The sequence below is a fragment of the Ketogulonicigenium robustum genome (genome assembly GCF_002117445.1).
GTDB lineage: Bacteria > Pseudomonadota > Alphaproteobacteria > Rhodobacterales > Rhodobacteraceae > Ketogulonicigenium > Ketogulonicigenium robustum.
This window is the reverse complement of the sequence record NZ_CP019937.1, coordinates 354,425-381,233: the sequence shown is the minus strand read 5'-3', so window position 1 is coordinate 381,233 and position 26,809 is coordinate 354,425. Positions and strand designations below refer to the sequence as shown.

27 protein-coding genes and 1 other RNA gene are annotated in these 26,809 nt (G+C 63.2%); 12 read left to right on the top strand and 16 right to left on the bottom strand.

The features are described 5' to 3' along the window. Positions 1-170: 170 nt before the first annotated feature. From BVG79_RS01930 to BVG79_RS01920, 3 genes are all read left to right on the top strand, one after another. A complete protein-coding gene (locus tag BVG79_RS01930; protein ID WP_085785407.1) occupies positions 171-1,844 on the top strand; it encodes an electron transfer flavoprotein-ubiquinone oxidoreductase in 1,674 nt (557 codons plus the stop codon). A 138-nt stretch (positions 1,845-1,982) separates the two neighbouring features. Beyond that, the gene (locus BVG79_RS01925) at positions 1,983-3,677 is read left to right on the top strand and encodes a tetratricopeptide repeat protein (RefSeq protein WP_085785406.1); all 1,695 of its coding nucleotides are present in this window, start codon (positions 1,983-1,985) and stop codon (positions 3,675-3,677) included. Positions 3,678-3,681: 4 nt separating this feature from the next. Next, complete coding sequence (locus BVG79_RS01920) at positions 3,682-4,635, top strand: 4-(cytidine 5'-diphospho)-2-C-methyl-D-erythritol kinase (RefSeq protein WP_085785405.1); 954 nt, start codon at positions 3,682-3,684, stop codon at positions 4,633-4,635. Here BVG79_RS01920 and BVG79_RS01915 read toward each other — a convergent pair. Beyond that, positions 4,628-5,623: a polyprenyl synthetase family protein gene (locus BVG79_RS01915; RefSeq protein WP_198167872.1), complete on the bottom strand. Its 996-nt coding sequence runs from the start codon at positions 5,621-5,623 to the stop codon at positions 4,628-4,630. The two genes, BVG79_RS01920 and BVG79_RS01915, sit on opposite strands and share 8 nt — an antisense overlap. Before the next feature lie 35 nt (positions 5,624-5,658). On the opposite strand from BVG79_RS01915, the gene BVG79_RS01910 reads away from it, so the two are divergent. Together BVG79_RS01910 and BVG79_RS01905 are read left to right on the top strand one after the other, a co-directional pair. Beyond that, positions 5,659-6,444, top strand: coding sequence for a tRNA1(Val) (adenine(37)-N6)-methyltransferase (locus BVG79_RS01910; RefSeq protein ID WP_085785404.1), 786 nt, complete (start codon positions 5,659-5,661; stop codon positions 6,442-6,444). 111 nt (positions 6,445-6,555) lie between these two features. Beyond that, positions 6,556-6,723, top strand: a complete 168-nt coding sequence (locus BVG79_RS01905; RefSeq protein ID WP_085785403.1) for a YdcH family protein — start codon at positions 6,556-6,558, stop codon at positions 6,721-6,723. A gap of 1 nt (position 6,724) precedes the next feature. On the opposite strand, the gene yddG is transcribed toward BVG79_RS01905, so the two are convergent. The 11 genes from yddG to aroQ all read right to left on the bottom strand — a co-directional run bounded on the left by yddG (position 6,725) and on the right by aroQ (position 14,942). Then, entirely contained in the window at positions 6,725-7,591 is an 867-nt protein-coding gene (gene yddG / locus BVG79_RS01900; protein ID WP_085785402.1) for an aromatic amino acid exporter YddG, read from the bottom strand. 46 nt (positions 7,592-7,637) lie between these two features. Next, the gene (locus BVG79_RS01895) at positions 7,638-8,459 is read right to left on the bottom strand and encodes an EAL domain-containing protein (RefSeq protein WP_085785401.1); all 822 of its coding nucleotides are present in this window, start codon (positions 8,457-8,459) and stop codon (positions 7,638-7,640) included. An 84-nt stretch (positions 8,460-8,543) separates the two neighbouring features. Then, a complete protein-coding gene (locus tag BVG79_RS01890; RefSeq protein ID WP_085787187.1) occupies positions 8,544-8,993 on the bottom strand; it encodes a molybdenum cofactor biosynthesis protein MoaE in 450 nt (149 codons plus the stop codon). A gap of 10 nt (positions 8,994-9,003) precedes the next feature. Next, complete coding sequence (gene moaD, locus BVG79_RS01885) at positions 9,004-9,249, bottom strand: molybdopterin converting factor subunit 1 (protein WP_085785400.1); 246 nt, start codon at positions 9,247-9,249, stop codon at positions 9,004-9,006. Continuing rightward, complete coding sequence (pgsA, locus tag BVG79_RS01880; protein ID WP_085785399.1) at positions 9,246-9,806, bottom strand: CDP-diacylglycerol--glycerol-3-phosphate 3-phosphatidyltransferase; 561 nt, start codon at positions 9,804-9,806, stop codon at positions 9,246-9,248. Before pgsA ends, moaD begins: the two co-directional genes overlap by 4 nt. A 54-nt stretch (positions 9,807-9,860) precedes the next feature. Beyond that, positions 9,861-11,717: an excinuclease ABC subunit UvrC gene (gene uvrC / locus BVG79_RS01875; protein WP_085785398.1), complete on the bottom strand. Its 1,857-nt coding sequence runs from the start codon at positions 11,715-11,717 to the stop codon at positions 9,861-9,863. 120 nt (positions 11,718-11,837) lie between these two features. Then, complete coding sequence (locus tag BVG79_RS01870; protein ID WP_085785397.1) at positions 11,838-12,614, bottom strand: SDR family oxidoreductase; 777 nt, start codon at positions 12,612-12,614, stop codon at positions 11,838-11,840. Next, positions 12,614-12,781, bottom strand: coding sequence for a hypothetical protein (locus BVG79_RS13610; protein ID WP_198167871.1), 168 nt, complete (start codon positions 12,779-12,781; stop codon positions 12,614-12,616). The genes BVG79_RS01870 and BVG79_RS13610 overlap by 1 nt, the downstream gene beginning before the upstream one ends. Before the next feature lie 10 nt (positions 12,782-12,791). Then, positions 12,792-13,553 carry an ABC transporter permease gene (locus tag BVG79_RS01865; RefSeq protein ID WP_085785396.1) on the bottom strand — a complete coding sequence of 254 codons (762 nt, stop codon included), beginning with the start codon at positions 13,551-13,553 and terminating at the stop codon, positions 12,792-12,794. Continuing rightward, the gene (locus BVG79_RS01860) at positions 13,550-14,491 is read right to left on the bottom strand and encodes an ABC transporter ATP-binding protein (RefSeq protein WP_085785395.1); all 942 of its coding nucleotides are present in this window, start codon (positions 14,489-14,491) and stop codon (positions 13,550-13,552) included. The genes BVG79_RS01865 and BVG79_RS01860 overlap by 4 nt, the downstream gene beginning before the upstream one ends. Positions 14,492-14,507: 16 nt before the next feature. Beyond that, positions 14,508-14,942, bottom strand: coding sequence for a type II 3-dehydroquinate dehydratase (aroQ, locus tag BVG79_RS01855; protein WP_085785394.1), 435 nt, complete (start codon positions 14,940-14,942; stop codon positions 14,508-14,510). 85 nt (positions 14,943-15,027) lie between these two features. Between aroQ and BVG79_RS01850 the strand changes: the two genes are divergently transcribed. Next, positions 15,028-16,554 (top strand): ATP-dependent DNA helicase, encoded by a 1,527-nt coding sequence (locus tag BVG79_RS01850; RefSeq protein WP_085785393.1) that lies wholly within the window; start codon positions 15,028-15,030, stop codon positions 16,552-16,554. Here BVG79_RS01850 and BVG79_RS01845 read toward each other — a convergent pair. Further along, positions 16,547-17,968, bottom strand: coding sequence for a 1-acyl-sn-glycerol-3-phosphate acyltransferase (locus tag BVG79_RS01845; RefSeq protein ID WP_085785392.1), 1,422 nt, complete (start codon positions 17,966-17,968; stop codon positions 16,547-16,549). The genes BVG79_RS01850 and BVG79_RS01845 overlap by 8 nt on opposite strands. 189 nt (positions 17,969-18,157) lie before the next feature. Here BVG79_RS01845 and BVG79_RS01840 point away from each other — a divergent pair, with 189 nt between their 5' ends. From BVG79_RS01840 to BVG79_RS01825, 4 genes are read left to right on the top strand one after another with little or no spacing between them, the layout of a single operon-like run. Beyond that, positions 18,158-19,345, top strand: coding sequence for a sulfate ABC transporter substrate-binding protein (locus tag BVG79_RS01840; RefSeq protein ID WP_085785391.1), 1,188 nt, complete (start codon positions 18,158-18,160; stop codon positions 19,343-19,345). A 1-nt stretch (position 19,346) separates the two neighbouring features. Continuing rightward, entirely contained in the window at positions 19,347-20,186 is an 840-nt protein-coding gene (gene cysT / locus BVG79_RS01835; protein ID WP_085785390.1) for a sulfate ABC transporter permease subunit CysT, read from the top strand. Then, complete coding sequence (cysW, locus tag BVG79_RS01830; protein WP_085785389.1) at positions 20,179-21,027, top strand: sulfate ABC transporter permease subunit CysW; 849 nt, start codon at positions 20,179-20,181, stop codon at positions 21,025-21,027. Before cysT ends, cysW begins: the two co-directional genes overlap by 8 nt. Positions 21,028-21,040: 13 nt before the next feature. Further along, positions 21,041-21,757 (top strand): sulfate/molybdate ABC transporter ATP-binding protein, encoded by a 717-nt coding sequence (locus BVG79_RS01825; RefSeq protein WP_085785388.1) that lies wholly within the window; start codon positions 21,041-21,043, stop codon positions 21,755-21,757. On the opposite strand, the gene BVG79_RS01820 is transcribed toward BVG79_RS01825, so the two are convergent. Beyond that, a complete protein-coding gene (locus BVG79_RS01820) occupies positions 21,758-23,032 on the bottom strand; it encodes a 3-phosphoshikimate 1-carboxyvinyltransferase (RefSeq protein WP_085785387.1) in 1,275 nt (424 codons plus the stop codon). Between the two features lie 45 nt (positions 23,033-23,077). Continuing rightward, a complete protein-coding gene (locus BVG79_RS01815; RefSeq protein ID WP_085785386.1) occupies positions 23,078-23,890 on the bottom strand; it encodes an asparaginase domain-containing protein in 813 nt (270 codons plus the stop codon). A 263-nt stretch (positions 23,891-24,153) separates the two neighbouring features. Here BVG79_RS01815 and BVG79_RS01810 point away from each other — a divergent pair, with 263 nt between their 5' ends. Further along, positions 24,154-25,131 (top strand): bile acid:sodium symporter family protein, encoded by a 978-nt coding sequence (locus BVG79_RS01810; protein WP_085785385.1) that lies wholly within the window; start codon positions 24,154-24,156, stop codon positions 25,129-25,131. An 8-nt stretch (positions 25,132-25,139) separates the two neighbouring features. Here BVG79_RS01810 and ssrS read toward each other — a convergent pair. Continuing rightward, positions 25,140-25,295: non-coding RNA, 6S RNA (gene ssrS, locus BVG79_RS13930), on the bottom strand. A 124-nt stretch (positions 25,296-25,419) separates the two neighbouring features. On the opposite strand from ssrS, the gene hemG reads away from it, so the two are divergent. After that, the gene (gene hemG / locus BVG79_RS01805) at positions 25,420-26,799 is read left to right on the top strand and encodes a protoporphyrinogen oxidase (protein WP_085785384.1); all 1,380 of its coding nucleotides are present in this window, start codon (positions 25,420-25,422) and stop codon (positions 26,797-26,799) included. The last annotated feature ends 10 nt before the right edge of the window (positions 26,800-26,809 follow it).

Below are 26,809 nucleotides of genomic sequence, written 5' to 3'. Positions count from 1 at the left end.
TTATGTTCATAACGCGCCCAATCACGGGGAAGTCAAGGGCAGAGGCTGTTTTTCAAGGGGTTTGGGCGGATCGGCGGGGTGCGCTGGGGGCGCGCAGGTTGTGCGTGCCGGCCCCCTCGGGTAACGACGACATACCATAGCTGCATGCCAGAAAACCATAGGGCCGCCAGATGCCGAACGACCAGCAAATCGAACGCGACGTGATGGAATACGACATCATCATCGTGGGTGCAGGCCCAGCGGGGCTGGCGGCGGCGATCCGGTTCAAGCAGCTTTCGCCGGATTTGTCGGTGGTCGTGCTGGAAAAAGGGTCCGAGGTTGGCGCCCATATTCTCTCTGGTGCGATCTTGGACACGGCCGCGCTGACGCGCCTGCTGCCCAATTGGCGCGAACGTAGCGCCCCCATCACACAGCCCGTCACCGAAGATCACATGCTGCTGCTGGGCAAATCTGGCCAGATCGCCCTGCCACAAGCCCTACTGCCCCCGCTGATGCACAACGACGGTAATTTCATCGTCTCGATGGGCGAGGTCACGCGCTGGATGGCGGCCGAGGCCGAGGCCATGGGTGTCGAGGTTTTCGCCGGCATGGCGGCCAGCGCGCTGATCTATGACGAGGCGGGCGCGGTGCAAGGCGTCGTCGCCGGCGAATTCGGGCGGATCAAGGCTGACGGCATCCCCGACGGTATCCCGGGCCCGCAATACGAACCCGGTGTCGCCCTGCACGGCAAATATACCCTGCTGGCCGAAGGCGCGCGCGGGTCGCTCTCCAAACAGGTCATCGCCCGCTACCAGCTGGATGGCGCGGCGGACGTGCCGAAATTCGGCCTCGGGTTGAAAGAGCTGTGGGAAATCGACCCTGCCCACCACGTGCCGGGCCGCGTTGTGCACACGTTGGGCTGGCCGCTGGGCCTGCGCAATACGGGGGGCGGGTTTCTTTATCATGCCGCAGGCGGGCAGGTGTCGGTTGGCATGATCGTCGATCTGAACTACGCGAACCCCTATCTGGACCCGTATCAAGAATTCCAACGCTTCAAGCATCACCCCGCGATTGCGGCAGTGCTGAAGGGTGGCAAGCGCATCGGCTATGGTGCCCGCGTGGTGACCAAGGGGGGCTTCCAGTCGATCCCGCAGTCGGCCTTCCCGGGGGGGATGTTGCTGGGCTGCGCGGCGGGGCTGGTGAACCTGCCCCGCATCAAGGGCAACCACAACGCGATGCAATCGGGGATCGAGGCTGCCGAAGCCGCCTTTGCCGCGCTGGAACAGGGGCGGTCGGGCGATGCCGTCGCCGCCTATGACGATGCGCTGCGCAACGGCCCCGTGGGACAAGACCTGCGCCCCGTGCGCAATATTGCGCCATTGAATGGACGCTTTGGCCTGCTGGGCGGGCTGCTGCTGGGCGGGGCCGAGATGTGGTGTCAAACCCTGCTGAAATGGTCGCCCTTCGGCACGTTGCGCCACGGCAAAACCGACGCCGCCGCGACCGAGCCTGCCGCCCGCCACCAGCCCATCGCCTACCCCAAGCCCGACGGCATCTTGTCGTTCGATCGCGCCACGAATCTGGCCTATTCCGGCACCAACCACGCCGAGGACGAGCCCAGCCACCTGCATCTGGCCGATCCCTCCGTACCGATCGCCGTGAACCTGCCGCGCTTTGCCGAACCCGCCCAACGCTATTGCCCCGCCGGCGTTTACGAGGTGATTACCGATGCCGATGGCCCGCGTTTTCAGGTGAACGCGCAAAACTGTGTGCATTGCAAAACCTGCGACATAAAAGACCCGTCGCAAAACATCACATGGGTCACGCCGCAGGGGGGTGAGGGGCCGAATTACCCCGGAATGTAGCGCGGCAATCCGCCCCGATCGCGCCGTCAACGCGGCTGTGCATTGCGACCGCGCGCGTTGACGCCTAACCTTATGAAAAAAGGGCAGGAGCACAGCGTGCCATTTGCGATTCGTTCTTTACGGGCACGACCCTCGGCAATGTCGACGGCGATCTTGTCGGCGGTGATGGCTTTGGCGCCGGGCCTCTGGGCTTTGGCGCAGGATGCGCCCATTGATCGCGGGGCCTATCTGGCTGGTCGCGTCGCAGCGATACACGACGATTTCATCGAAGCCGCCCCATGGCTGAAACAGGCGCTGCAGGCTGATCCGACGAACATGTCGATCGCCAGCGATGCCTTGGCCACCACGCTGGGCGCGGGCGACCGCGAGAGCAGCGTTGCACTGGCGCAGACCATTACTGCAGCGGGCCACAGCAACCAGTTGGCCAACACCGTGCTGCTGGCACAAGCCGTGATCGATAGCGATTGGCGCCGCATGTACCAGCAGCTGGAAGCAGGCTATTCCGCCGGCCCGATGATCGACGGCCTTGCCCGCGCATGGGGTCATCTGGGGCTGGGCGAGACAGCCGATGCCCTGTCGGCCTTTGACGAGATGATAGAAAACCCGCCCGCGCGAGTTGTTGCCCAGTTTCACAAGGGCTTGGCGCTGGCCATGATGGGCGATTTCGAAGGCGCGAACGCCGCCTTGTCGCAACCCATGGCCGATGGGATCAGCATGACCGGCCCCGCCGTTCTGGCTTTGGCCGAGATCCGCAGCCAGCTGGATGACAATGCGGGCGCCATCGCGGTTCTGGACGACTTTTTCCACGACTACCCCCTGCCCGAGGCGCAAGAGCTTCGCGCCCGTCTGGTCGCGGACGAGGCGGTGCCGTTCACCCGTCTGCGCACCCCCGCGCAGGGCGTTGCCGAGGCGCTTTATGCGCTGGCCCAGGTGGCCGCGCAAAGTGACGACCGGTTCGTCACGCTGCTTTACTCGCGCCTGACGACATGGATCGACCCGACACATGATGGCGCGCAACTGGGCGTCGCGCGCATCCTGGCCGACCTTGGCAATCTGGAACTGGCCGAGGCCGCCTATGCCGCAGTCCCCGCCGATTCACCCAACGCGAATGCGGCCGCGATGGGTCGCGCGCTTTTGCTGGCCGACCACGATCAGGTCGAAGACGCCATTCCGATTGTGACCGATCTGGCCGCCGCCAACCCGCAAAACCCCAGTTACAACGCGGTTCTGGGCGGCTTGCAGCGCAGCCTTGGCCGCAATGCCGAGGCGGTCGCCGCCTATAGCGCAGCAATCGACGCAACACCCGAGGGCGGCAATCGCTGGCCGCTGTTCTTCAACCGCGCCGTCAGCCACCACCAACTGCGCGACTGGCCGCAGACCGAGGCCGACCTGCGCGCCGCACTGACCGAGGCGCCTGACCAGCCGCTGATCTCGAACTATCTGGGATATCTGCTGATCGACCGCAACGAACAGCTGGACGAAGGTCTGGGGCTGATCCAACGCGCAATTGCCGCTGACCCGAACAACGGTGCGATCGTCGACAGCCTCGGCTGGGCGTATTTCCGGCTGGGCCGCTACGACGAGGCCGTTGTCCAGTTGGAACGCGCCGTCACGCTGGAGCCTGTGGAATACGAGATCAACGACCACCTTGGCGACGCCTATTGGCAGGTCGGGCGCAAGCGCGAGGCGCGTTTTCAATGGCAGCGCGCCCTGTCGTTCGCCACCGGCCCCAACGCCCCCCAAGATATGGAGCCCGAGACAATAGAGGCGATTCGGGACAAGCTGCACAATGGCCTGCAAGCGCCCGAAAGCGTAGCGGAAAGCGACGGTTGACCGGATGTTGAAGCGTTTCTTCTCGTTCCTGCGCCGCCGTGGTGCTCCCGCCGAACCGCTGGTGGTGCCGAACGCCGCCCGCCCCGTCGCTGCCCCCGTGCCGCTGCAGGAATTCGCCCCCGCAAAGCTGAACTTGGCCCTGCATGTGACGGGCCAGCGGCCTGACGGCTACCACCTGCTGGATAGCATCGTCGCCTTTGCCAGTATCGGGGACGAGATCACCGTTATTCCCGCGCAAACGCTGTCGCTGACCATCATCGGCCCCTTTGCCCATCGGGTGCCAGCGGGCGCCGATAATCTGGTGCTGCGCGCCGCCGAAACGCTGCGGCGCGTGCGCAATGTCGATAAAGGCGGCGCGATAAAACTGAACAAGCTGCTGCCGACGGCGGCGGGCCTTGGCGGCGGGTCGGCAGATGCTGCGGCGGCTCTACGGTTGTTGGCGCGGTACTGGCAGGTCGAGCCGCTGCCCGCCGATCACCCCGAAGTGTTAGCCTTAGGCGCTGATGTGCCGGTCTGTCTTGGTGCGCCAACACCCCAACGCATGCAAGGCATTGGCGAAGATATCGCCCCGCTGCAAGGCATCATGCGATGCGGGCTGGTGCTGGTGAACCCCATGGTCGAGCTGGCGACGCCCGATGTGTTTGCCGCGCTGACGCAAAAAGATAACGCGCCAATTTCTCAGATTGCACCCGCAGCGGGCGATTTCGAATCGCAGGTCGCGTGGCTGGCAGGGTTGCGCAACGATCTGCAGTCGTCCGCCGAATCCCTCGCGCCCGAGGTGACCGACGCGTTGGAGACCCTACGCCGCACCCCCGGTATCGCTCATGTGGCCATGTCCGGGTCGGGCGCGACGTGCATCGGATTCGCACGCGATATGGGGGTTGCACGCAACGCGGCGCGGTCAATCCAGATCACCAAACAAAACTGGTGGGTCTCGCCTGCGCAGCTCCTCAGCTAAGGCGTTCGACCACGAAATCGGCCAGATCGGCCAGCATGTCGCGCAAGGGTTGGTCCGGCAACGCCTGCAGGGCCGCCTTGGCGCGGGCCGACCAACGGCGCGCCTCGGCGGCGGTTTCGGCCAATGCGCCGTGGCGCGTCATAATGCGCAGCGCCTCGGCCAGATCATCGTCGCCAACGTCACCTTTGCCGATGGTCCGCTCCCAAAAAATGCGTTCGTCGGCGTCGGCTTGGGCCAGCGCGTAGATCACCGGCAGGGTCAGCTTGCCTTCGCGCAGGTCGTCGCCGCGGTTTTTGCCGATGGCATCGGTTCCCGTATAATCCAGCAGGTCGTCGGCGATCTGGAAGGCAATCCCCAGCGCGTCACCGTAATCGTGCATCGCCTGCACCTGCGCCGCGCTGACATCGGCCAGCATCGCGCCGACCTTGGTGGCCGCCGAAAACAACGCAGCCGTTTTGCCGCGCGCCACGCGGATATAGGTGTCGGCGGTCGCGCCCAGATCGCGGGCGGTGGTCAGTTGCAGCACCTCGCCCTCGGCAATCGTGGCCGAGGCATCGGCCAGCGCCGCCAAAATCGGCATCGACCCCGTAACCGTCATCAACTGAAACGCGCGCGAGAACAAATAGTCGCCCACCAGAACCGACGACATATTGTCCCACAGCAGGTTCGCCGTGGGGCGCCCGCGCCGCTGCTTGCTTTCATCCACCACATCATCATGCAGCAACGTGGCGGTGTGGATGAATTCCACTGTCGCGGCCAGATGGATATGGTGCGGCCCCGTATACCCGCACAGCCGCGCCGCAGCGACGGTCAGCATCGGGCGCAAGCGCTTGCCGCCAGCGTCGATCAGGTGGGCCGAAACCTGCGGAATGCGCGGGGCATAATCCGACTGCATGTAGTCGTGCAGCGTCTGCGTCACCTGCGCCAGATCATCCGAAAGCGCGGCGGCAAGGCGGTCATGCGGTTTCAACGCTGCATCAAGGGTCATCTGGCGTCCTTAAGACTGTTGCGTTCATGGGTATAATGCGGGCAGATCAGGGCGTAAACCACGGTAAATGCAGGTCTGTCGTGACTGTGACCGAAGATGACTTTTTGGGCGGTCGGCTGCGGATCACGCAGCCTGCCATGGGCTTCAGGGCGGGGGTCGATGCCGTCTTGCTGGCGGCGGCGTGCCCCGCGACCAGCGGCGCACGCGTGCTGGAACTGGGCTGCGGTGTCGGCACAGCGCTGCTGTGCGTCGGCACACGCGTGCCAGCGCTGCACCTGACAGGGGTAGAGGTGCAGCCCGAATATGCCGACCTTGCCCGCCAGAACGCCGCCGCAAACGGACTGCCGGCCACCATCGTCACCGCCGATTTGGCCGCACTGCCCGCAGACCTGCGGCAGATGCAATTCGACTGCGTGCTAATGAATCCGCCCTATTACGATCGCGCGCGGTCTACCGCTGCGGATGACGCGGGCCGCGACCGCGCCCTTGCCGGCGCACGGATGGAGGATTGGATCGCCACCGCTGCCCGCCGCTTGGCCCCGCGCGGCCAGTTGACGCTGATTCAGCGAATCACCAGCTTGCCTGAAGTTCTGGCCGCAACACAAGGAAAGCTGGGCTCTATTTCCATCCTACCGCTGGCCGCGCGCACAGGGCGCACCCCCGAGCTGTTTTTGATGCGCGCAACCAAAGGCGGGCGTGCAGATTTTCGCCTGCTGGCTGCCCGCATTATGCACAGTGGCGCGCATCACACCCAAGGTGCTGATTATACGGATGAAATCGAAGGGGTACTACGGCGCGGTGACGCGCTGGACTGGCGATGACGGGCCGCTCACGCCATATCGCGAATATTTTCCATGACAGAATTGTAAAACCGTGCTGCAATTCGGACGGGGCCCCTCAACCGCAACTGCATTAAAAGGGAGTATCCGACCATGGCAGTGTCCGCACATATCGAAGAGCTGCGACGTAAGCACAAGGTACTATCCGAGACCGTCGAAGCGGAACAGAAAAAACCTGCGCCCGATGGAATGGCCATCGCCCGCCTGAAGAAACAGAAGCTATTCTTGAAGGAAGAAATAGGCCGGCTGCAACTGCAGTGACCTAGGGCTTCCGTCGCGCGCTGGATGCGATTGCAGCGCCCAGCGTGATCAGAACAGCCGCTGCAAGCAGGCTCCAACCCGGCCTGCTTGCCCCCGAAACTACAAGTAGCGCCGTGGACAGCAACGGCGCTGCATAAGCTGCGACGCCAAGCAGCTGGATATCGCCGCGCTTCATGCCGATGTCCCACACGAAGAACGCAAGACCCACGGGGCCCAGCCCTAGCGCGATGACCGCGCACCATTGGCCTGCGTCTTGCGGCCAGATTGTCGGCTCTAGCCCGATGTGGGCCAGGGCCGACAGCACCGACGTGGCCAGACAGAATACTGCAACCGCCCCCGTCGGCACGCCGGAAAACGCGCGTGCCCCGACGGAGTAAATGGCCCAAACGACAGCCGCGGCGATCGCCAGCAAATATCCCAGCGCGGCCTGCGTCGACAGGCCCGCGCCGATCCCGCCGCCGATCACCAACGCCGCCCCGCAAAACGCCAGCAGCGCCCCGACGATATGGGGCGTGCCCAGCCGCTCGCCGGGTAGTAGGCCGGACAGCAGCACAATCAGCAGCGGCCAAAGGTAGTTCAACAGCCCGGCCTGTGCGGGGGGCGCCATGCGCAGGGCAGAAAAGTACAGAAAGTGGTATCCGAACAATCCCACGGTGCCAAAGACATAGGCACGCAACGGCACCGCCCGCAGCGCTTTGAACTCGCCCGTTGCGCACAGCCAGACAACTCCCACCGCACCCCCTATGGCAAAGCAGATCGCATTCAGCAGCAGAGGCGGCACGCTGCCCGAAGCGACGGTCAGCACAGCCAATGTCGACCACAGCAAAACCGCGCCGAACCCGATAATCGTTGCCAAATTGCGCGTCATGCTGCCCCCTGCGTTCGCCCCACAAGGGGGCGCGGGCGGGGGTTTGTCAACCGTTGCGATCGGATGGGGTAGCGGTCGGAACACCGAAAAGGTAGCCCTGCAAGCAATCAACGCCCAAATCCTGCAAGAACGCTGCTTCTTCAATCGTTTCAACACCTTCGGCGACGGCGAACATCCCGAACTGGTGGGCGACAGATAGCAGCGCCTCGGTGACGACCTGATTGTCGGGCGAGGTGTGAATACCGCGAATAAAAATCGTGTCGATCTTGACCATGTCGAACAGGAAGTCGCGCAGGTATTTGAAAGCGGTCAGCCCCGCCCCAAAATCGTCCAGCGCAAAGGTGATCCCGTGCGGGCGGAACTCGGCCATAAAGCGGATCACCACTTCGGGCATCAGCATGGCGGAATTCTCGCTGATCTCCAGTATCAACCGCTCGCCGATGCGGGGGGTCTGGCGCATCCCCTCCTCGAGCGTGCGGCGAAAGGTGCCATCGCCGATGGAGCGCGCCGACATGTTGATCGCCAGCCGCATATGCGGGTTGCTGCGCAGCATATGCAGCCCCAGCCGCAGCGCGATCGCGTCAATATCCCGCGCCATGCCGGTCTCCTCGACCGCGCCCATAAAGCTGCCTGCGGGGATCATTCGTCCCTCTTCGTCCAACAGACGGATCAGCCCCTCGTGAAAGGCGGTTCTGCGACTGCCCGCAGCCGCAACAACGGGCATGAAAACCAAACGCGCGCGATCCAAGGCCAGCGCCTCGGTGACCATGCGGGGAATATCCGCGTCGCGGATGGCCAAGGCGTGTTGCAGAGGATTGGCGGGATGGATGCGGGCCAGCGCCTCGGCCGAGGTATCAAAGGCGGGCATAGGTCACTCCGATATTCCTGTGTCGGGGTGCAGCCTGCGCGGTGAATCAGAATAAATCGTAAATCAGCGACTTTGCTTAAAACTTTAGGAATCGTTCCAACGCTTCAGCGCGGCCTCATCTTCGCAGCGGGCTTGCACCCAATCGGCGCCCTGCCCCGTGACTTCCTTCTTCCAGAACGGCGCACGCGATTTCAGATAATCCATCAGAAATTCAGCAGCTTCGAAGGCAGCGGCACGGTGGCGGGAGGCGGTCGCAACCATCATAATCTGCGCGCCAGCCTGCAAGACGCCATAGCGGTGGATCACCAGCACGTTAACCAAGTTCCAACGTTCCGCTGCTTTTTCAGCAGCCTCGCGCAGGGCCAGTTCGGTCATGCCGGGGTAATGCTCGACTTCCAGCATCTGCAGCCCGCCCGCCACGTCGCGCACAAGGCCGCTAAAGCTGACGACGGCCCCCGCGCCACCCGCAGCAGCGGTAAAAGCGTTCAGCTCGGCCCCCGCATCGAAGGGCGCTTCTTGCACGCGGATGTCCATCATAGCCCCCTTAGCCGCCCGTCATTGGCGGAAAAAACGCAATTTCGCGCGCGCCCGCGATAGGCGCATCAAGCTCGACCAGTTCCTGGTCGGCGGCGGCGCGAATAGCGCTGCGATCGGCAAAAGCGCTGGCGTGGCCTGCGCTGCGCGCGGCCAGCTCGTCCATCAGCGCGCCCACTGTGGTCGCTTGCGGGGCCAGTTCCTCTTGTCGCAGGCCGATCCGCTCGCGCAGCCACGCAAAATAGAGGATGTTCATTTCGGCCCCCGCAGGAACGGCATCGCCTTTTGCAGGTAATCGGCGCCGGTCAGCAGCGTCAGCACGGCCGCCACCCATATCAGCAGCACGCCAAGGCCCCAGAAGAACCCGCCACCAACGGCCATCCCCAACAGCAGCAGCGCGATCGAAACCATCTGCGCGGTGGTTTTCCACTTGGCCAATTGGGTCACCTGCAGCAGCTTGGCATCGGCCCCCAGAAACTCACGCAGGCCGGACACGAACGTCTCGCGGAACAAGATAATCGTCGCGGGGAACAGCAGCCAGCCGTTCATCCCCGATGCGCCCACAATGACCAGCAGCGCCAGAACGACCATAGCCTTGTCGGCGATGGGGTCCAACATGGTGCCGAACTTGCTTTGCTGGTTCCACTTGCGCGCCAGATAGCCATCGAACCAGTCTGTCACGGCAGCCGCGACGAACAGCAAAAAGGCGACAATCGCCGCCGGGCGGCCATCGCAGACCAGATAGACCAGCGGCACCAGCGGCGCGGCCAGCATACGCAGAACGGTCAGGATATTCGGAATGGTCCAGGTCATCTTGTCCCCCAAAGTTGCCCCTGCATGCGGCGCGGCCACAGGCGTGTCAAGCGATCAGCCCTTGGCATGGAAATAGTTATAGATCTTCTCGGCCAGCGCATCCGAGATTCCGGGGGCGGCCTTCAAATCTTCGAGGTGGGCGTTCGCAACGTCCTTGGCGCTGCCAAAATGCTGCAGCAGCGCGCGTTTGCGCGTGGGGCCGACGCCGCCGATGTCGTCCAGCGCATTGCTGGTGAAGGCTTTGGCCCGCTTGGCGCGGTGGGTGCCGATGGCAAAGCGGTGCACCTCGTCGCGCAGACGCTGGATGAAATAGAGCACAGGATCGTTGTGGCGCAGCGCCATCACGGGGCGACCTTTGCGGTAGAATTCCTCTTTCCCTAGATCGCGATCCTCGCCCTTGGCAATGCCGATCATGGCGATATCCTCGACCCCCAATTCGTTCAGCACCTCGTGCACAGCCGAGACCTGCCCCGCGCCGCCATCGATAAACAGCAGGTCGGGCCATTCGGGGCTTTCGCGGTCGGGATCCTCGCGCAGCAGGCGCTGGAAGCGGCGGGTCAGCACTTCGCGCATCATGCCAAAGTCGTCGCCGGGCGTCGTGTTCGGGTCTTTGATATTGAACTTGCGGTACTGGTTCTTTTCAAACCCATCGGGGCCGGCCACGACCATCGCGCCAATCGCATGCGCCCCTTGGATGTGCGAGTTGTCGTAAAGCTCAATCCGGCGCGGGGGCGCATCCAGATCGAATGCGGTCGCGATCCCTTCCAGCAGACGGCGCTGAGTCGCGGTTTCGGACATGCGCCGCGCCAGGCTTTCGCGCGCGTTGCGCAGCGCGCCTTCGACCAATTCAGCACGCTCGCCCCGCTGGGGGACTGCGATCTCCACCTTGCGCCCGACCTTTTCCGATAGCGCGGCGGCCATCAGGTCGGGGTCATCCAAGCCCTGCGACAGCAGCACGACCCGCGCGGGGTCGCGGTTGGTGTAGAACTGGCCGACGAACGATTCCATCACCTCGCCCGCATCGGTTTCATCGTTCAGTTTGGGGTAGAAATCGTGGTTGCCCCAGTTCTGGTTCGCGCGGATGAAAAACACCTGCACGCAGGCCTGCCCGTGCTCCATGTGCAAGGCGATGACGTCAGCCTCGGGGACGGTGCGGGGGTTGATGCCCTGCGATGTCTGCACGGCGGTCAGCGCACGGATACGGTCGCGCAGCGCAGCGGCGCGTTCAAATTCCATCGCCTCGGACGCGGCCGCCATTTCTGCGCCAAGCCGTTCCTGAATGGCGGCGCTGCGCCCTTGCAGGAACATCTTCGCCTCGGCAACTTCGGCGGCGTAATCCTCTTGGCTGATTTTACCGACACACGGGGCAGAGCAGCGCTTGATCTGGTGCAGCAGGCACGGCCGCGTGCGGTTGTTGAAGGTAGCATCTTCGCACACGCGCAGCTGGAACGCCTTTTGCAACTGGTTCAACGTGCGGTTCACCGCAGTGGCACTGGCGAAGGGCCCGAAATAATCGGCCTTATCGTTGCGGGCACCGCGATGCTTGGCGATCTGCGCAAAGGGGTGATCGCGGCTAATGCGGATATTGGGAAAGCTTTTGTCGTCGCGCAGCAGCACGTTGTAATGCGGCTTGAGCTGCTTGATCAGATTCTGTTCCAGCAGCAGGGCCTCGACCTCGGTCTTGGTCGTCAGGAACATCATCGCGCGGGTTTCGCGGATCATGCGGTCAATGCGCGCGGAATGGCCGCCCTCGCGCGCATAGTTCGACACGCGCGCCTTCAGGTTCTTGGCCTTACCCACATACAGCACGCGCGATTCGCCATCCAGCATCCGATAGACACCGGGCGAGCCATCCAGCCGCTTGACGTAATCGGCAATCAACAGACGCCCGATCAGGGGTTCGTCACTCATGACTGTAAAACCCTGTGGATCTGCGGCCCGAAAGCCTGTGGATAACTATGGGATAAGCTGTGCATGGCCTGCCTGAACGTCGACTGCTGCACTATCTAGTCATTCCGAACGAAAAGGGAACTACTCGACACCCAGAATATCTGGGGTTTGCCATGCCAAGTGCTGCCCGCCGTCGGTCGCCAGCATCTGGCCGGTCACACCCGGCGCATCCAGAAAATAGCCCAGCGCGGCACAGATATCCTCGGGGTTCGAGCCACGCTGCAGCACGGTTGCGGCGCGTTGGCGGGCAAAATGGTCTTCGGATTGCCGCCCCCCGCGCAGCGTCGGGCCGGGGCCGATGGCATTCACACGCACATCGGGGGCCAGTGCTTGCGCGGCGGTACGCGTGAACGCCCATAGGCCCATCTTGGCGATGGTGTAGGACATGAATTCGGGCGTCAACTTGTGAACGCGCTGGTCAATCATATTGACGACGACGGCCTGCGCCACAGGCTCGCCGCGCATGTCGGCTACGGCTTTGGGGGCCTGGGCGGCAAAGTGCTGGGTCAGCACAAACGGCGCGCGCAGGTTGGATTCGATATGCCGATCCCAGCTGCTACGCGTGGCGGTGGTGATATTGTCGTATTCAAAGATCGAGGCGTTGTTCACAAGGCACGTCAGCGGCCCGCCCAGCGCTTCGGCGGCGCGGGCGACCAATGCCTCGACCTCGGCCTCGACCAGCAGGTCGGCTTGCAGCGCCACCGCCTTGCGGCCCAGCGCGGTGATGGCGGCGACGGTTTCATCCGCCCCCGCGCGCGAGGATGCATAATGCACCGCCACATCAAACCCGCGCTGACCCAGATAAATGGCCATCGCCTGCCCCAACCGCGCCCCAGCGCCGGTGACCAAAGCCCGCATCAGTTCCCCCGCTTGCAATCACACCTGCGCGCCAGCAGCGGCTTGCCGCAGGCGGTGCAGGTTTTCGTCAGTTTCGGCTGTTTGCCCATCCATTTCATGACCTGAGCGGTCACCATGGCCAGCAAGACCATCCCCGCCAGAAACACGATCATGATTTTCAACAGCATCAGCCCGTCCTTATTTGCGCAGCCGCCATCCGGTGCGGAAGATCAGCCATACAATACACAGGCAGAACGCCAAAAACAGGCTGATCGCCACAAGGCTGGCCACTATCGGCACATCGGCATGGCCAAAGAACGCCCAGCGGAAGCCTGAAATCAGGTAAACCACCGGGTTGAACATGCTGACCACCTGCCACGCGGGCGGCAACATCGAGATCGAATAGAATGTGCCCCCGAGAAACACCAATGGCGTCAGCACAAGGCTGGGAATCAGGCTCACTTGTTCGAAACTATCGGCCCAAATCCCTAAAACAAAGCCGAACAGGGCAAAGCTGACCGCCGTCAGCACAAAGAACAGCACCATCGCCAGCGGATGAGCAAAGTGCAGATCGACAAAGAAGGTCGAGGTCAGCAGGATGATTACGCCGATGAACATCGCCTTGCTAGCCGCCGCGCCGACAAAGCCCAGCACCACCTCGAAAAAGCTGATCGGGGCGGACAGGATTTCGTAAATCGCGCCGACAAAGCGCGGGCGGTAAATCCCGAAAGACGCGTTCGATGTGCCCTGCATGATCAGCGCCAGCATCACCAGCCCCGGCACGATGAACGCGCCATAGCTGATCCCCTCGACCGTTTGGATACGGCTGCCAATGGCGGTGCCGAACACCACGAAATACAGCGCAGTCGAGATAACGGGCGAGACGATGCTTTGGTACATCGTGCGGAAAAAGCGTTGCATCTCGCTTTGATAGATTGCCCAGACAGCACGCCAGTTCATTGCTCTGCCCCTTTCACCAGATTGATGAAAATCTCCTCGAGCGAGCTTTCATGCGTTTTCAGATCGACCATGCGCAGGCCAACCGCATTCAAATCGTTCAGCAGCGCGCGAATGCCAGTGCGCTCGGCGTGCGTGTCATAGGTGTAAAGCAGCGTGCGGCCGCCATCCTCCAGCGTCAGACCCTCGCGGGCCAACGCCTCGGGGATGGTGGAGAGGGGCGCGTCCAGCATCACACGCAGGAACTTGCGGCCCATCTGACGCATCAGCACGTCTTTATCCTCGACCAGCAGAATCTGGCCCTTGTCGATGACGGCGACGCGGTCGGCGATCGCCTCGGCCTCTTCCAGATAGTGGGTGGTAAGGATGATGGTAACGCCCTGCGCCTTCAGGTCGGCGACCAGATCCCACATGTCACGGCGCAGTTCCACGTCGACGCCCGCTGTCGGCTCGTCCAGAAACAGAATGCGCGGCTCGTGCGCCAGCGCCTTGCCGATCAGCACACGCCGCTTCATCCCGCCCGACAGCTGGTTGACGCGCGAATCCGCCTTGTCGGCCAGCGACAGCCGGTCCAGCAGGCCGCGCAGATACGCCTCGTTCGCGGGGCGACCGAACAGGCCGCGCGAATAGCGGATGGTCTGCATGACGGGTTCCCACCCGTCGATGGTCAGTTCCTGCGGCACAAGGCCGATCAGGCTGCGCGCGGCCCGATAGTCGGACTGGATGTCGTGCCCGCCGACCAGAACGCGCCCGCCCGTGGGGCGGCTGATCCCGCAAATCGATGAAATCAGCGTGGTCTTGCCTGCGCCGTTCGGCCCGAGCAGGGCCAGAATTTCGCCTTCGCCGACGGTCAGGTTCACGCCATTGAGGGCCGTAAACCCCGACGGATAGCGCTTTTGCAGGTTTTCGACCTGCAAGATGGGCGTCTTGGAATGTGTCATGTGTGTCCTTGCGGCGTCAGCCCAAAAGGCGGGCCAAACGCGAGAGGGCCAGTTCATACCCCTGCGTGCCGCAACCCGCAATAACCCCATCCGCCCGCGCCGACACGAACGAGTGATGACGGAACGCCTCGCGCTTGTGGATGTTGGTGATGTGCACCTCCATCACCGGCCCCTCGAACATGTTCAGCGCATCCAGAATCGCAACGGATGTGTGGCTGTAGGCACCGGGGTTGATGATGATCGCGGCGGCGGTCTCGCGCGCTTGCTGGATCCAGGTCACCAGTTCCCCCTCGATATTCGACTGGCGCGCCTCTAGCTGCAGACCCAGCGTCTGCGCATGGGCGGTGCTGGCTGCGATGATGTCGTCCAGCGTCTCGGCGCCGTAAATCTCGGGCTGGCGGCGCCCCAGCATGTTCAGGTTCGGGCCGTTCAGCAGCAGCACGTGTTTCATGTGGATCACCCCCCGTTTTGTTCCCCCCTTGCATGACGCATCGCGCCCACTGGTGCAAGGCGGCTGCGGCGGTTAGGGTCTGCGCATGAGTTCCGTCGCCCTTTCCCCAGATCAGGCCGAAGCGTGGGATGCCGTTGCAGCGGCCCTGCACGATACCGGCATCGACATCGACAGCCACGACATTATCGGCCCCCCGTCCGAGGTGCAGCGCACCTTGGCCGTGATCGGCAAGGCCGGATCGGGGAAAACCCTGCTGCTGGCCCAACTGACCCGCGGCCTGAAAGAGGCTGGCGCCGAGATCATTTCCGCCGATTGGGAAGGTAAGCCCCGCAAAGACAGGCGAACGCTGGCTGTGCTGGCCCCGACCAACAAGGCAGCATCGGTGCTGCGCAATCGCGGCGTGCCTGCGACCACCATCCACCGTATTTTGTACACCCCCGTCTACGATCCCGAATACGAAAAGATCGCCGAATGGCTGATCGGCCAAGGCGACCGCCCCGAACAGACCGAAGCCGTCACCGACATCCAGCTGGATCGCGCCAAGGCCAGTTATGGACAGAACGCCAGTATCCCCGCCGCACTGGCTGCCGCAGGCTTGCGCGGGTCGGATTTCATCAGCGGCTGGAAGCGGCGCGAAGACCCGCTGGATATCGGCTTCATCGACGAAAGCTCGATGCTGGACGAGCGGCAGTTGAAAGACCTGCAAGAGATTTTCCCGACACTCATCCTGTTCGGCGACCCCGCACAACTGCCCCCCGTGCAGGGCGTGGGTGGCATGGCCTTTGAAAAGCTGCCGCCCCAGCGGCGCTTCGTGCTGAACCGCATCCACCGGCAAGAGGCCGACAACCCCATCCTCGACCTTGCCCACGCGCTGGCCGACCCCGCGCTGGAATTCGACGCGTTCGACCGCATGATCGAAGACGCCGCCCGCAAGGACAGCCGTGTCGTTTATGCCAGCCGCGTCGAATCCGAACTGATGGCCCGCAGCCCTGTGTTGGTCTGGCGCAACGCCACGCGGATCCGGCTGATCCACGCCTTTCGCAACGTCTATAACGCCCCCGCCGACAGCCTGCTGCCCGGCGAGCCGCTGATCTGCGACGGGATCGAACTGCCCCAACAACATCGCAAAAAGCGCCTCGACCTGGAGGCGCGCGGGCTGATCAAGGGGGCGCAGGTCATCTACCTTGGGCCGGGCAAACGCCCCGGCTTCTCGCGCCTGCATGTGATGGGGGCCGAAGACCCGCGCCTTGGCGCATCCAGCATCGTGAAAATCGAACAGGTGGGCGAGGAAGAACCTTTCATTCCCTACGCCGCCAAAATGGGGGCGACCTTTCTGCACGGGGCAGCCGTGACGATCCATAAATCGCAAGGGTCGCAATGGGATACGGTGCAGGTCTTTGCCCCCGACATTCTGGCCGCCGCCCGCGCGGGCCGGAACGAGGCTGGCCAACCCCTGTGGAAGCGCTTGGCCTATGTCGCCATCACGCGGGCCGAGCGCGAGCTGCGCTGGGTGACCCGCTATGCCCTATCGCGTCCCGCGGCCCCGCTATCGGTCACAGATCTGGACATCGCGCCCGCCCCCTTCGCCCTGACCGCCGAGGAATCTAACTGACCAACAGCTTTTGCTGTTCGTTTTCGGGCACCACCCCCTCGACCGGCTGAGCGGGCCCCTCGCCAAAGTGGTGTTCGATCGACGCGGCGTAGAATCGCAGCACATCGGTGTCGGCGCCGCGCACCACCAGATCGGCACCGCTTTCGCGGATGATGTGGCGTTCGAACAAAATGGCCAACGCGTCGTCGACGATCACCGTCGGGCCGCGCCGCATCAGGAACGCACCGGTATCTTGCAGGCGGGCCAGATCGGCGCTGACGGCAGCCACCAGCTTTGCCCGCGTCGGTGCATCGATTCGCAGCAGGGCACGCGCCACCAGCGGCACAGGCGTCACCGGCATCACATCGCGAATGCGGGCCATCAGAATATCCGCAATGTGCTGCGTCATGCCGGCCCCGCCCTGCGGCGCGGCAGCCGCCAGCGACAGCGGCGCGCCAAAGGCGACTGTGGCCGAGCCGAAGCCCCGAAACCGCAGCGTCATCCGCTGCGCCAGATGGCTGGCCATCGCCCAAAGGCCGCGCAAAATCGGCGGGCGGAATTTGCGTATACCCGAATGATCGGCCGCAATCAGAAAGCGATCTTCCAATATGCGATCGTAGTTGATCGCCACCGGCACGAAAACGACATTGCGCATCCCCGGGCAGTAACTCTCGACCTGATAGGAAAACAGACCCAGCTTCGCTTTGGCCTGATGCCCGTCCAACGACAGGCCGCCTTCGGGGAAGAAGGCCTGTGTAACCCCGCCTGCCGTCGCCATCTGGACATAGCGTTCCAAAACGCGGCGATAAAGCGCCCCGCGCGCGCGGCGGCGGATGAAATAAGCCCCCATTGCGCGGATCAGCCACGATAGTGGCCAAACGCGGGCCCATTCCCCCACCGCATAGGATACCGTGGTCGACCCCGATACCAGCCACGTCACCAGAATATAGTCCATGTTCGAGCGGTGATTGACCACGTAGATGACTGTCGCATCAGGATCGAGGCTTTCGAACTGCGCTGCCGCATCGCCCCCCACCCGCACCCGATAAAGCGTGCGCGACAGCCAGCGCGCGATTCGCAGCCCCAGCGAGAAATAGACCCGTGCTGAAAAAGCAGGCACTATTTCGCGCGCATAATCACGTGCACGCGCAAACGCGACGGCTTCGGGCATATTATTTGTGCGTGCATGTTCAACCACCTGCGCGACGACCTCGGGGTCGTAGATCAGGCGCTGGATCATGTCATGACGCTCGGCCAGCTTGAACGGCTCGATCGGGCGCGGCAGGCGCGCATTCACCTGCGCGACAACCCGTTCCATTCGTTTACGAAAAAACCAGCGCACGGACGGAAACAGAAAATGCGATGCAAACGTGACCGCTGCAAATAGCACAATCAGAATCAGCAGCCAAAGCGGAACGGAAACAGTCTGGGTCATGGCCGGACCGTGCCACCCCCGCCGCACAAGGTAAACCGGTAACAGCGCAAGGCGCGCCGCTCGGGCAAAGCCTCAGCGAAAGATAGGGTCGTTATATTTTTCTTGATAAACACGACAGGCTATGTCGTAATTTAAGTATCAAGCAAGGCACGCAGCAACGCCAGCCTTCGGTTCACGTGGAGTTTGAAGATGTATCGCACTGTTCGCACCGGAACCCACGCGCTCGCTCAGGGCCGCTTCGTCCGCACATTGCGCGACGGCCGGATTGAGATTGACGCAGGCAATCGCCGCATTATCGGCACCGCCCTTGACGCAAACGAGGCTGAACAACCCTCGGCTTTCGTGCGCGCGCTGTCCTCGCTCAGCCTGTCGCGCGGGTTTGCATGGATGGCGGCTGCCGTCGGCCTGTCGATGGCCGCAACTGCGCCCGCAGCCCCCCTGCACGCGCAAGAACTGCTGAACGTCAGCTATGACCCCACCCGCGAACTTTACCGTGAATACAACGAGTTGTTCGCCGAATGGTGGACCGCGCAGGGCAACCCTGCACCGACCCTGCGCCAATCGCATGGCGGATCGGGCGGCCAAGCCCGCGCAGTTGTCGACGGGCTGGAAGCGGGTGTCGTCACACTGGCACTGGCGGCTGACATCGACACGATCAGCAGCATGACCGGAAAAATTCCCGCCGACTGGCAGACCCGCCTGCCGCACAATTCGTCGCCCTACACTTCGACCATCGTGTTCCTTGTCCGCGAGGGTAACCCCAAAGATATCACCGACTGGGACGATCTGGTGCGCGATGATGTCGAAGTGATCACCCCCAACCCCAAGACATCGGGCGGGGCGCGCTGGAACTTCATGGCTGGCTGGGCGTGGGCGCTGAAAGAATTCGACGGCGACGAAACGCAGGTGCGCGACTACATGGGCCAGATGCTGCGCAACGTGCCGGTGCTGGATACCGGCGCACGCGGCGCGACCAACACCTTCGTGCAACGCGGCTTGGGCGATGTGCTGCTGGCTTGGGAAAACGAGGCGTTCCTTGCGCTGGCCGAACAAGGCGAAGGCGCGTTCGACATTATCGTCCCCTCGGTCTCGATCCTTGCGGAACCGCCGGTGTCGATCGTCGATGGCAACCTGAAAACCGACGCCGACCGCGCGCTGGCGACCGCTTACCTCGAGCATCTTTATTCGCCCGAAGCGCAGGCACTGGCGCTGAAACATTACTATCGCGCATGGGATACCTCGGCCGCGACAGCCGAAGATCTGGCCCGCTTCCCCGCACTTGATCTAGTCACTATTGACGAACTGGGCGGATGGGCCAAAGTTCAACCAGACTTCTTTGGAAACGGCGGAATTTTCGACCAAATTTACGAGGAATAAGATGAAGGTAAGCCTCAGGCGCACCCCCTCACCGATGCCAGGCTTCGGCCTGACATTCGGTGTGACCCTGACGATGTTATCCATCGTTGTCCTCTTGCCTCTGGCCGCGCTTTTAGGGCGCGGCTTTACTGTAGGCTTGGGTGAGCTTTGGACCATGGTAAATTCGCGGCGCATTTGGGCCGCTTTGACACTTTCATTTCGTGTGGCCTTTATTGCGGCCCTGATCAATCTGGTTTTCGGCCTGCTGCTGGCATGGGTTTTGGTGCGCTACCGCTTTTTCGGTCGCAAGCTGATTGACGCCGCAGTCGACCTGCCCTTCGCGCTGCCGACCGCCGTTGCCGGTATCGCGCTAACGGCGCTTTATGCACCGAACGGCTTTTTCGGGCAGTTCCTGGGGCAGTTCGGCATTCGCATCGCCTATACTGAAATCGGCATCTGGATCGCACTGGTGTTTATCGGGCTGCCTTTCGTCGTGCGCACCGTGCAACCCGTGATCGAGGAGCTGGAGCGCGACGTCGAGGAGGTCAGCGCCACGCTGGGTGCCAGCCGCTTCTACACCCTGCGCCGCGTCATCCTCCCCACATTGGCGCCCGCCCTGCTGACGGGCTTTGCCTTGGCGCTAGCGCGCTCGGTCGGGGAATATGGATCGGTCATCTTCATCGCGGGTAACCTGCCCTTCCAAACCGAAATCGCCCCCCTCCTCATCGTCATCCGGCTAGAGGAGTTCAATTACGATGCAGCGGCCGCCATCGGCATCGCCATGCTGGTGATTTCCTTTGCCATGCTGCTGGTGATCAACGGCATCCAGATCTGGAGCAGAAGGAGGATCGGTCTTGTCTGAGCAATCTCATGTGACAACCGAACCGCGCGCCGTCCGCTGGGCCATTCTGGCGGTGGTGCTGGTGCTGACGGCTATCTTGCTGTTCGCCCCGCTGATCGCCGTGTTCATCGAGGCCCTCTCGCGCGGGGTCGGCGCGGCCGTCGCCTCGCTGGGGTCGGAAGATGCGCGTGCGGCGATCAAGCTGACGCTGATCGTCACCGCGATCACCGTGCCGTTGAACGCCATTTTCGGCATCGCGGCCGCGTGGGCGATAACCAAATTCGATTTCCCCGGCAAAACGCTGCTGATCACCCTGATCGACGTACCGTTTTCAGTCTCGCCTGTTGTCGCGGGGCTGGCGCTGGTGCTGCTGTTCGGCGCGAATTCGGCGCTGGGGGCATGGTTCATCGCCAATGACATGAAAATCGTCTTCGCCTTCCCCGGCATCGTGCTGGCGACGCTGTTCGTCACCTTCCCGTTCGTCGCGCGGGAATTGATCCCCGTGATGATCGAACAGGGCCGATCCGAGGAAGAAGCCGCGCTGACGCTGGGCGCGTCTGGCTGGCGGATGTTCTTTACCGTGACACTGCCAAACATCCGTTGGGCGCTGCTGTATGGCGTATTGCTGTGCAACGCCCGCGCGATGGGCGAATTCGGCGCGGTCGCGGTAATTTCCGGCAAGATCCGCGGCGAGACGACGACCATGCCGATCATGATCGAAATGCTTTATAACGAATACATGTCCGTCGCCGCCTTTTCGATGGCTGCGGTTCTGGCGCTGCTTGCGCTGGTCACCCTTGCCCTGAAATCGCTGATGGAATGGCGTTACGCCGACGTCCTCAAAGCCACGCGCCAGCACTGACAAAGGATCTGCCATGCATATCGAAATCGAAGAACTGGCCAAAGAATTCGGCACATCGCGGGCACTTCACCCAGTGTCTCTAGCGGCCCCCTCGGGTGCGCTGATAGCGCTGCTGGGGCCGTCAGGTTCGGGCAAAACGACGCTGCTGCGCATCTTGGGCGGGCTGGAAATGCCTAGTTCGGGGCGCGTCCGCTTTGACGGGCAGGATGCAACGAATATGTCGGTGCAAGACCGCCGCGCGGGGTTCGTGTTCCAGCAATATGCGCTGTTCAAGCACATGACGGTGTTTGAAAACATCGCTTACGGCCTGCGCGCACGCAAGCGCGCCGAACGCCCGACCGACGCCGAAATCGGGCGCCGCGTGAACCGCTTACTGGATCTGATCCAGCTACCCGATATCGGCACGCGCTACCCTAGCCAGTTGTCGGGCGGCCAACGCCAACGTGTGGCGCTGGCGCGCGCGCTGGCGATTGAACCGCGCGTTTTGCTGCTGGATGAGCCCTTCGGGGCACTGGATGCGAAAGTCCGCAAGGAACTGCGTCAGGGCTTGCGCGACATTCACGACGAAACCGGCCTAACCACCATCTTCGTCACGCACGACCAAGAGGAGGCCATGGAACTGGCCGATTTTGTCGTCGTCATGTCGATGGGCCGCATCGAGCAAGTTGGCAAGCCCGCAGAAATCCGCGCCAAACCGGCCTCGGACTTCGTGCGCAGCTTCATCATGTAATCAGGTGATGGGGGTAAGCGGCAGGCCCAAGGCCCCCATATCGCGCCAGTATTCGGGATAGGTTTTCGACACACAGCCCGGGTCCAGAATACGGATGCCCGTCACCTTCAACCCTGCCAGCGCAAAGCTCATGGCGATGCGGTGGTCGGAATAGGTGAAAATTGCGGCGGGCAAATGGCGACCGGCCAGTGCTGGGTCACCGTGCACTATCAAATCATCCCTCTCCTCGACCGCAAGCCCCGGCAATATCCGGTTCAGTTCGGTCGAAAGCGCACGAACGCGGTCGGTTTCCTTGACGCGCAGGTTGGCAAGGCCCGTGAAGCGCACGGGCCCGGCGTTGAACATCGCCATCACGGCCAGCGTCGGAATCGCGTCCTGCATCTGCGCGCCGTCGATTTCAGCCGGAAAATGCGGGAACTGCGCGATCATATCATAGGCGCGCGCGTCAGGCTGGTTCATTGCGGCGGGCGCGACGCCAATATCAATCGCGCCGCCGGTCATCTTTTCGGCTGCCCACAGGTAGGTCGCGGCCGAGGCATCAGGCTCGATCGCGTAATCCGTCGCGCGGTATCCGGTCGGCTGGATCAGCCAGCTCAGCCCTTCCTCTTGCTGCACCTCGGCACCAAAGGCGCGCATAACCGCCAGTGTGATATCGACGTAGCCCTGCGATCCGATGGCATCGCCGCCCACCTGCACGCGCACGGGCCACGGGGCCGCGGGCGCAGCCATCAGCAGCGCCGACACGTATTGGCTGGAAAGCGAGCCGTCGATTTTCACCTCGGCCACGCCGCCAGCGGGCGCAGACAGGCCGCCGTTAATCGTCACGGGCGGACACCCCGTCGGCGCGCTGACATCGACGCCCAGCGCCGTCAGCGCCTTGACCAGCGGTGCGATGGGGCGGCGCTGCATATGTTCGTCACCGTTCAACACCACCGTGCCATCCACAAACGCGCAAGCCGCCGTCAGGAACCGCATCGCGGTGCCGGCATTGCCCAAAAACAGTGGCTCGGATGGTGCGCGCAGAACGCCGCTCGATGTGACCGTTAGCGTCGTGCCTTCAGCGACAACATCCACCCCCATCGCGCGCAGGGCGTTGGCCATGTGGCGCGTGTCGTCACTGGTTAACGCGCCTGTCATACGGCTTGTGCCTTTGGACAGCGCCGCGACCAGCAGCGCGCGATTGGTGATCGACTTCGACCCCGGGGGCACGACCTTGCCGCGCAGCGGCTGCGGCGGCGGGGTGATATCCATGGCTGAAAGCTGGTTGTCTTGCATCTGATCCTCCTGCGGCGCCGCACTTTATAGCGGGCGCGCGAGAATTCACAATTGCAGCCAGAGGTTCACCAGCGCGGCCTCGACAGTCTCTTGCCCGCCATTTTGCACGCCGACGCGCCACAGGGCCGCGCCAGCAGCATAGGCCCCTTTGGTCAGGCCGCCGTTTTCACAGCTAGACACCGCCCGCATGGGAATCCCCGCCGCCTGCAGAACGGCCTCGAGCGCGGGGTTCGTCGGAATCGTCCCCGCCCCGAAAACGCGCAGAACCGCCGCATCCAGCTGCCCCAGCGCAGCCGCCACCATATCGGGTGGCAAACCGGGCGACAGCGTCAACACCGCCAGCCGCTTTTCGGCAAAGCGGCGCTTTTCCCACGCAGGCACCACGTCATCGCTGGGCGCACCGGCGCGGAAGGCGGCGTCGCTTTGGCTGTCGGTTTTGATCAGCCGATCGGCAGGCATCACCTGCCCGGCAAAGGCCAGCCACACCCCCGGGCCGGGCTCGGCCGCCAGCGCCAATTCAAGGTTTACTTCGGCATCCAGTTGCAGCCCCAGCGGGTGCATCGCGCCTGTCAGCACCACAGCATGAGGCCAGCCCGCAAGCGCCTGCGCCAGCGCCGCGCCGGTAAAGGCCATCGTATCCGTGCCGTGGGTGATGATGACGGGGCCGTTCTCGGCCTCGATCAAATCCAACAACTGGTTCCAGTGCACGGGGCCGACATCGGCGCTATCCAGTAGCGGTTCGAAGCTGACAACGCGCGCGCGCTTGCCCACCGCAGCCTCGACGATACCAGCGCCGGGCATCAGCCCTTCTAGGCTGGGCACCATACCAATCGTTCCACCGGTGTGAATCAGCAACATCTTTCAGCCCTCGTCGCGTGGCGCATACATGGAAAGCAGCCGAAGGGTAGGCATGGCAGCTTTGTCGTGTTTGGGCTAACGGGTTTCCCATATTTGGGCAACCCGCTGTTACGGCGCTCGCGCGCAAGCACGCGGATGCGACAGGCTTTGCCTAAGCGGCCAGCGCTTTGCGCGCCCCTGTGGCAGCCGCGAAATTCCCCGCAGCCCTTGCACGCCCCCCGTGCCGACGCTAACCCAGTGGCAACCAAACCCGTAGGTGATGAATGTCCTTATCGCAGATCGAAACAGCCCTGAAACGCATCGGCATCGACCGCTACATGATGCTTTTGGCCCTGACGGTGCTGTTGGCCAGCGTGTTCCCAGCCCGTGGCGGCTTTGCCGACATCGTGCGCGGGGCAACATACTGGGCGGTCTCGCTGCTGTTTTTTCTGTATGGGGCCAAGCTAGCCACCCAAACGATTATCGCGGGCTTTGCCAACTGGCGGCTGCAACTGGGCTGCCTGGTTGCGACATTCGTTCTGTTCCCGCTGCTGTCGCTGCTTGTGGCCCCGCTGGCGGCAGCGTTTCTACCGGCTGCAGTGGCGGTGGGGCTGATCTATATCGGGTGTATGCCGTCCACGGTGCAAAGCTCGATCGCGTTTACGTCGGTATCGAACGGCAATGTGGCGGGGGCGGTCACGGCGGCGTCGGTATCGAACCTGCTGGGGGTGATCCTCTCGCCGCTGCTGTTGATGGCGCTGATCCCCTCAGCGGCGGTCATCACGATCGAGCCGTCGGCATTTTGGAAAATCGCCCAGCAAATCCTGCTGCCCTTTGTTCTGGGCCAGCTTTGCCGCCCGTTTCTGGCCAAGCCGCTGAATAAGTACAAGCTGCCGACGATGATCGTCGACCGCGGGTCGATCCTGCTCATCGTCTATTCGGCGTTTTCGGCGGGTGTAGTGAACGGCATCTGGCATAAAATGCCCTTTGCCGCCTTCGTCGCGCTGGAACTGCTGCTGATTGCGCTGCTTGCCGTGGCAATGGGGCTGGTGATCGGCGCGGGCCGTTTGGCTGGCATGCCAAAGGCCGATCTTTTGTCGCTGTTTTATGTGGGATCGACCAAAAGCCTGGCCACGGGCCTGCCCATGGCGGGCATTTTGTTCGCAGGTCAGGATGTGTCGCTGCTGATCTTGCCGCTGATGCTGTTCCACATGACCCAGCTGGTCGTCTGCGCGGTGCTGTCGCAGCGCGTCAGGGTGTGAATGCGGTGGCGGGAACCGCAGCAACCGTGGGGATCTTCATTCCCGAGGACCTGTTTTTACAGGTGGGCGCCAGATAATCAGGCCAGAACCAGAACAGAGCCAGCTCCCTCGGAATTGCTTAAGGCCACTGGAATTGAGTCCTTACACGCGTAGAGCAGAAACCCGCCACCGACCAAGATAGTCCCCGTAGCCCCCTGCGACAAGGGAGGTGCTGGAACTTTCCCTGCGTCACGCGTAAGCCATCATCACAAGCCCCGCATGGCCATATTTTTGGGCAGGAGAGCCAGTATGTCAGACCAACCTGAAACCGATGTTCTGATCATTGGCGGCGGAATTACCGGACTTGCCGCCGCGTGGACACTGGCCGAGGCAGGCAAAACCGTCACGCTGCTCGAGGCATCGGACCGTATCGGCGGCATGATGCAGACCCTGCGCGAGGGGGATTGGCAGGCCGAGATCGGGCCAAACACCCTGTTGGCGCGCCCCGCCCTATATGAAACCTTCCAAAAGCTGGGCCTGTCGGACAGCGTCATTCTGGCCAATGGCGCGCAAGCCAAGCGCTATATAGCCAAGGGGGGGCGCCTGCATGCCCTTCCGCGCGGGCCGCTGGGCGCGTTGGCCAGCCCTTTGGCGCGCCCCGCCCTGCCCGCATTGCTGCGCGACCTGCGCGCAAAGCCCAGCACCGAGGCGGACGAGAGCATCGCCGGCTTTGCCTGCCGACATTTCGGGGCCTATGTGCTGCGGCATTTCGTCGATCCGTTCGTATCGGGCACATCGGGCGGTGATCCGGCGCGCCTGTCTGTGCGTGCTGTCATGCCCCGCCTTGTTGCCGCCGAAACCGCTGGCAGCGGGTCTGTCGTGCGCGGAATGATGGCCGCGCGGCGCGCCCCACCCGCAGCCACCATGCCGGACACATGGAAGCGGGCGCTTGTCAGCTTTCCCCAAGGCATGCAGCAACTGCCGCGCCGCTTGGCCGAGAAGTTTCAGGCCGCAGGGGGTCGTATGCTGACCAACTGCGCGGTGGCCCACCTGACCCATAACGGCGGCACGTGGCAAGTGGTGGACCAAAGCGGCCAACACCACAGCGCCAAGCACGTTTTGCTGGCCACCCCCGCACATATCACCGCGAACCTGATCGAGCCACACTCGCTGGCGCTTGCCGACGACCTGCGCGCCATTCCCAGCGCGCCGATGGTCGCCCTGTCGCTGGGGTTTGCCGCCAAGGACGTGGGGCATACGCTGGACGGGTTCGGCGGGCTGATCCCCCGCAGCGAAGGGCGCAGGACGCTGGGCGTGCTGTTCGCGTCCAGCCAGTTCCCCGGCCGCGCACCCGAGGGCCACCATCTGCTGAGCATCTTCCTCGGCGGCCGCCAGGACGATGCGATCATGGCACTGGACGATGACACGCTGGTTGCGACAGCCCTGCAAGACTTGCGTGACATGCTGGACCTGCGCGGCGCACCCCAATGGGTGAAAATCCAGCGCATGCCGCACGCCATCCCGCAGTACGAAGTTGGGCATCTTGCCCTGTTGCAGCGGATCGACAGCCATATGGCGGGGCTTGCCCGCTTGTCACTGGCGGGCAGCTGGCGCGGCGGAATCAGCGTCGGCGATTGTCTGGCCAGCGGACAAGCCGCCGCCCAAGCGATCCTCGACACCCCTGCGTGAAGGCGACAGG

Coding starts and splice junctions, on each gene's coding strand:
- BVG79_RS01865 (WP_085785396.1), bottom strand. CDS start 13,553: ATGAACTGGCGTGCTGTCTGGGCAATCTATCAAAGCGAGATGCAACGC.
- uvrC (WP_085785398.1), bottom strand. CDS start 11,717: ATGAGTGACGAACCCCTGATCGGGCGTCTGTTGATTGCCGATTACGTC.
- BVG79_RS01895 (WP_085785401.1), bottom strand. CDS start 8,459: ATGCCCGCCTTTGATACCTCGGCCGAGGCGCTGGCCCGCATCCATCCC.
- BVG79_RS01810 (WP_085785385.1), top strand. CDS start 24,154: ATGTCCTTATCGCAGATCGAAACAGCCCTGAAACGCATCGGCATCGAC.
- BVG79_RS01915 (WP_198167872.1), bottom strand. CDS start 5,623: ATGACCCTTGATGCAGCGTTGAAACCGCATGACCGCCTTGCCGCCGCG.
- BVG79_RS01840 (WP_085785391.1), top strand. CDS start 18,158: ATGTATCGCACTGTTCGCACCGGAACCCACGCGCTCGCTCAGGGCCGC.
- BVG79_RS13610 (WP_198167871.1), bottom strand. CDS start 12,781: ATGCTGTTGAAAATCATGATCGTGTTTCTGGCGGGGATGGTCTTGCTG.
- BVG79_RS01925 (WP_085785406.1), top strand. CDS start 1,983: ATGTCGACGGCGATCTTGTCGGCGGTGATGGCTTTGGCGCCGGGCCTC.
- BVG79_RS01920 (WP_085785405.1), top strand. CDS start 3,682: ATGTTGAAGCGTTTCTTCTCGTTCCTGCGCCGCCGTGGTGCTCCCGCC.
- BVG79_RS01905 (WP_085785403.1), top strand. CDS start 6,556: ATGGCAGTGTCCGCACATATCGAAGAGCTGCGACGTAAGCACAAGGTA.
- moaD (WP_085785400.1), bottom strand. CDS start 9,249: ATGAACATCCTCTATTTTGCGTGGCTGCGCGAGCGGATCGGCCTGCGA.
- BVG79_RS01820 (WP_085785387.1), bottom strand. CDS start 23,032: ATGCAAGACAACCAGCTTTCAGCCATGGATATCACCCCGCCGCCGCAG.
- pgsA (WP_085785399.1), bottom strand. CDS start 9,806: ATGACCTGGACCATTCCGAATATCCTGACCGTTCTGCGTATGCTGGCC.
- yddG (WP_085785402.1), bottom strand. CDS start 7,591: ATGACGCGCAATTTGGCAACGATTATCGGGTTCGGCGCGGTTTTGCTG.
- BVG79_RS01825 (WP_085785388.1), top strand. CDS start 21,041: ATGCATATCGAAATCGAAGAACTGGCCAAAGAATTCGGCACATCGCGG.
- BVG79_RS01845 (WP_085785392.1), bottom strand. CDS start 17,968: ATGACCCAGACTGTTTCCGTTCCGCTTTGGCTGCTGATTCTGATTGTG.
- hemG (WP_085785384.1), top strand. CDS start 25,420: ATGTCAGACCAACCTGAAACCGATGTTCTGATCATTGGCGGCGGAATT.
- BVG79_RS01860 (WP_085785395.1), bottom strand. CDS start 14,491: ATGACACATTCCAAGACGCCCATCTTGCAGGTCGAAAACCTGCAAAAG.
- aroQ (WP_085785394.1), bottom strand. CDS start 14,942: ATGAAACACGTGCTGCTGCTGAACGGCCCGAACCTGAACATGCTGGGG.
- BVG79_RS01815 (WP_085785386.1), bottom strand. CDS start 23,890: ATGTTGCTGATTCACACCGGTGGAACGATTGGTATGGTGCCCAGCCTA.
- BVG79_RS01890 (WP_085787187.1), bottom strand. CDS start 8,993: ATGGACATCCGCGTGCAAGAAGCGCCCTTCGATGCGGGGGCCGAGCTG.
- BVG79_RS01910 (WP_085785404.1), top strand. CDS start 5,659: ATGCGGGCAGATCAGGGCGTAAACCACGGTAAATGCAGGTCTGTCGTG.
- cysT (WP_085785390.1), top strand. CDS start 19,347: ATGAAGGTAAGCCTCAGGCGCACCCCCTCACCGATGCCAGGCTTCGGC.
- BVG79_RS01850 (WP_085785393.1), top strand. CDS start 15,028: ATGAGTTCCGTCGCCCTTTCCCCAGATCAGGCCGAAGCGTGGGATGCC.
- BVG79_RS01870 (WP_085785397.1), bottom strand. CDS start 12,614: ATGCGGGCTTTGGTCACCGGCGCTGGGGCGCGGTTGGGGCAGGCGATG.
- BVG79_RS01930 (WP_085785407.1), top strand. CDS start 171: ATGCCGAACGACCAGCAAATCGAACGCGACGTGATGGAATACGACATC.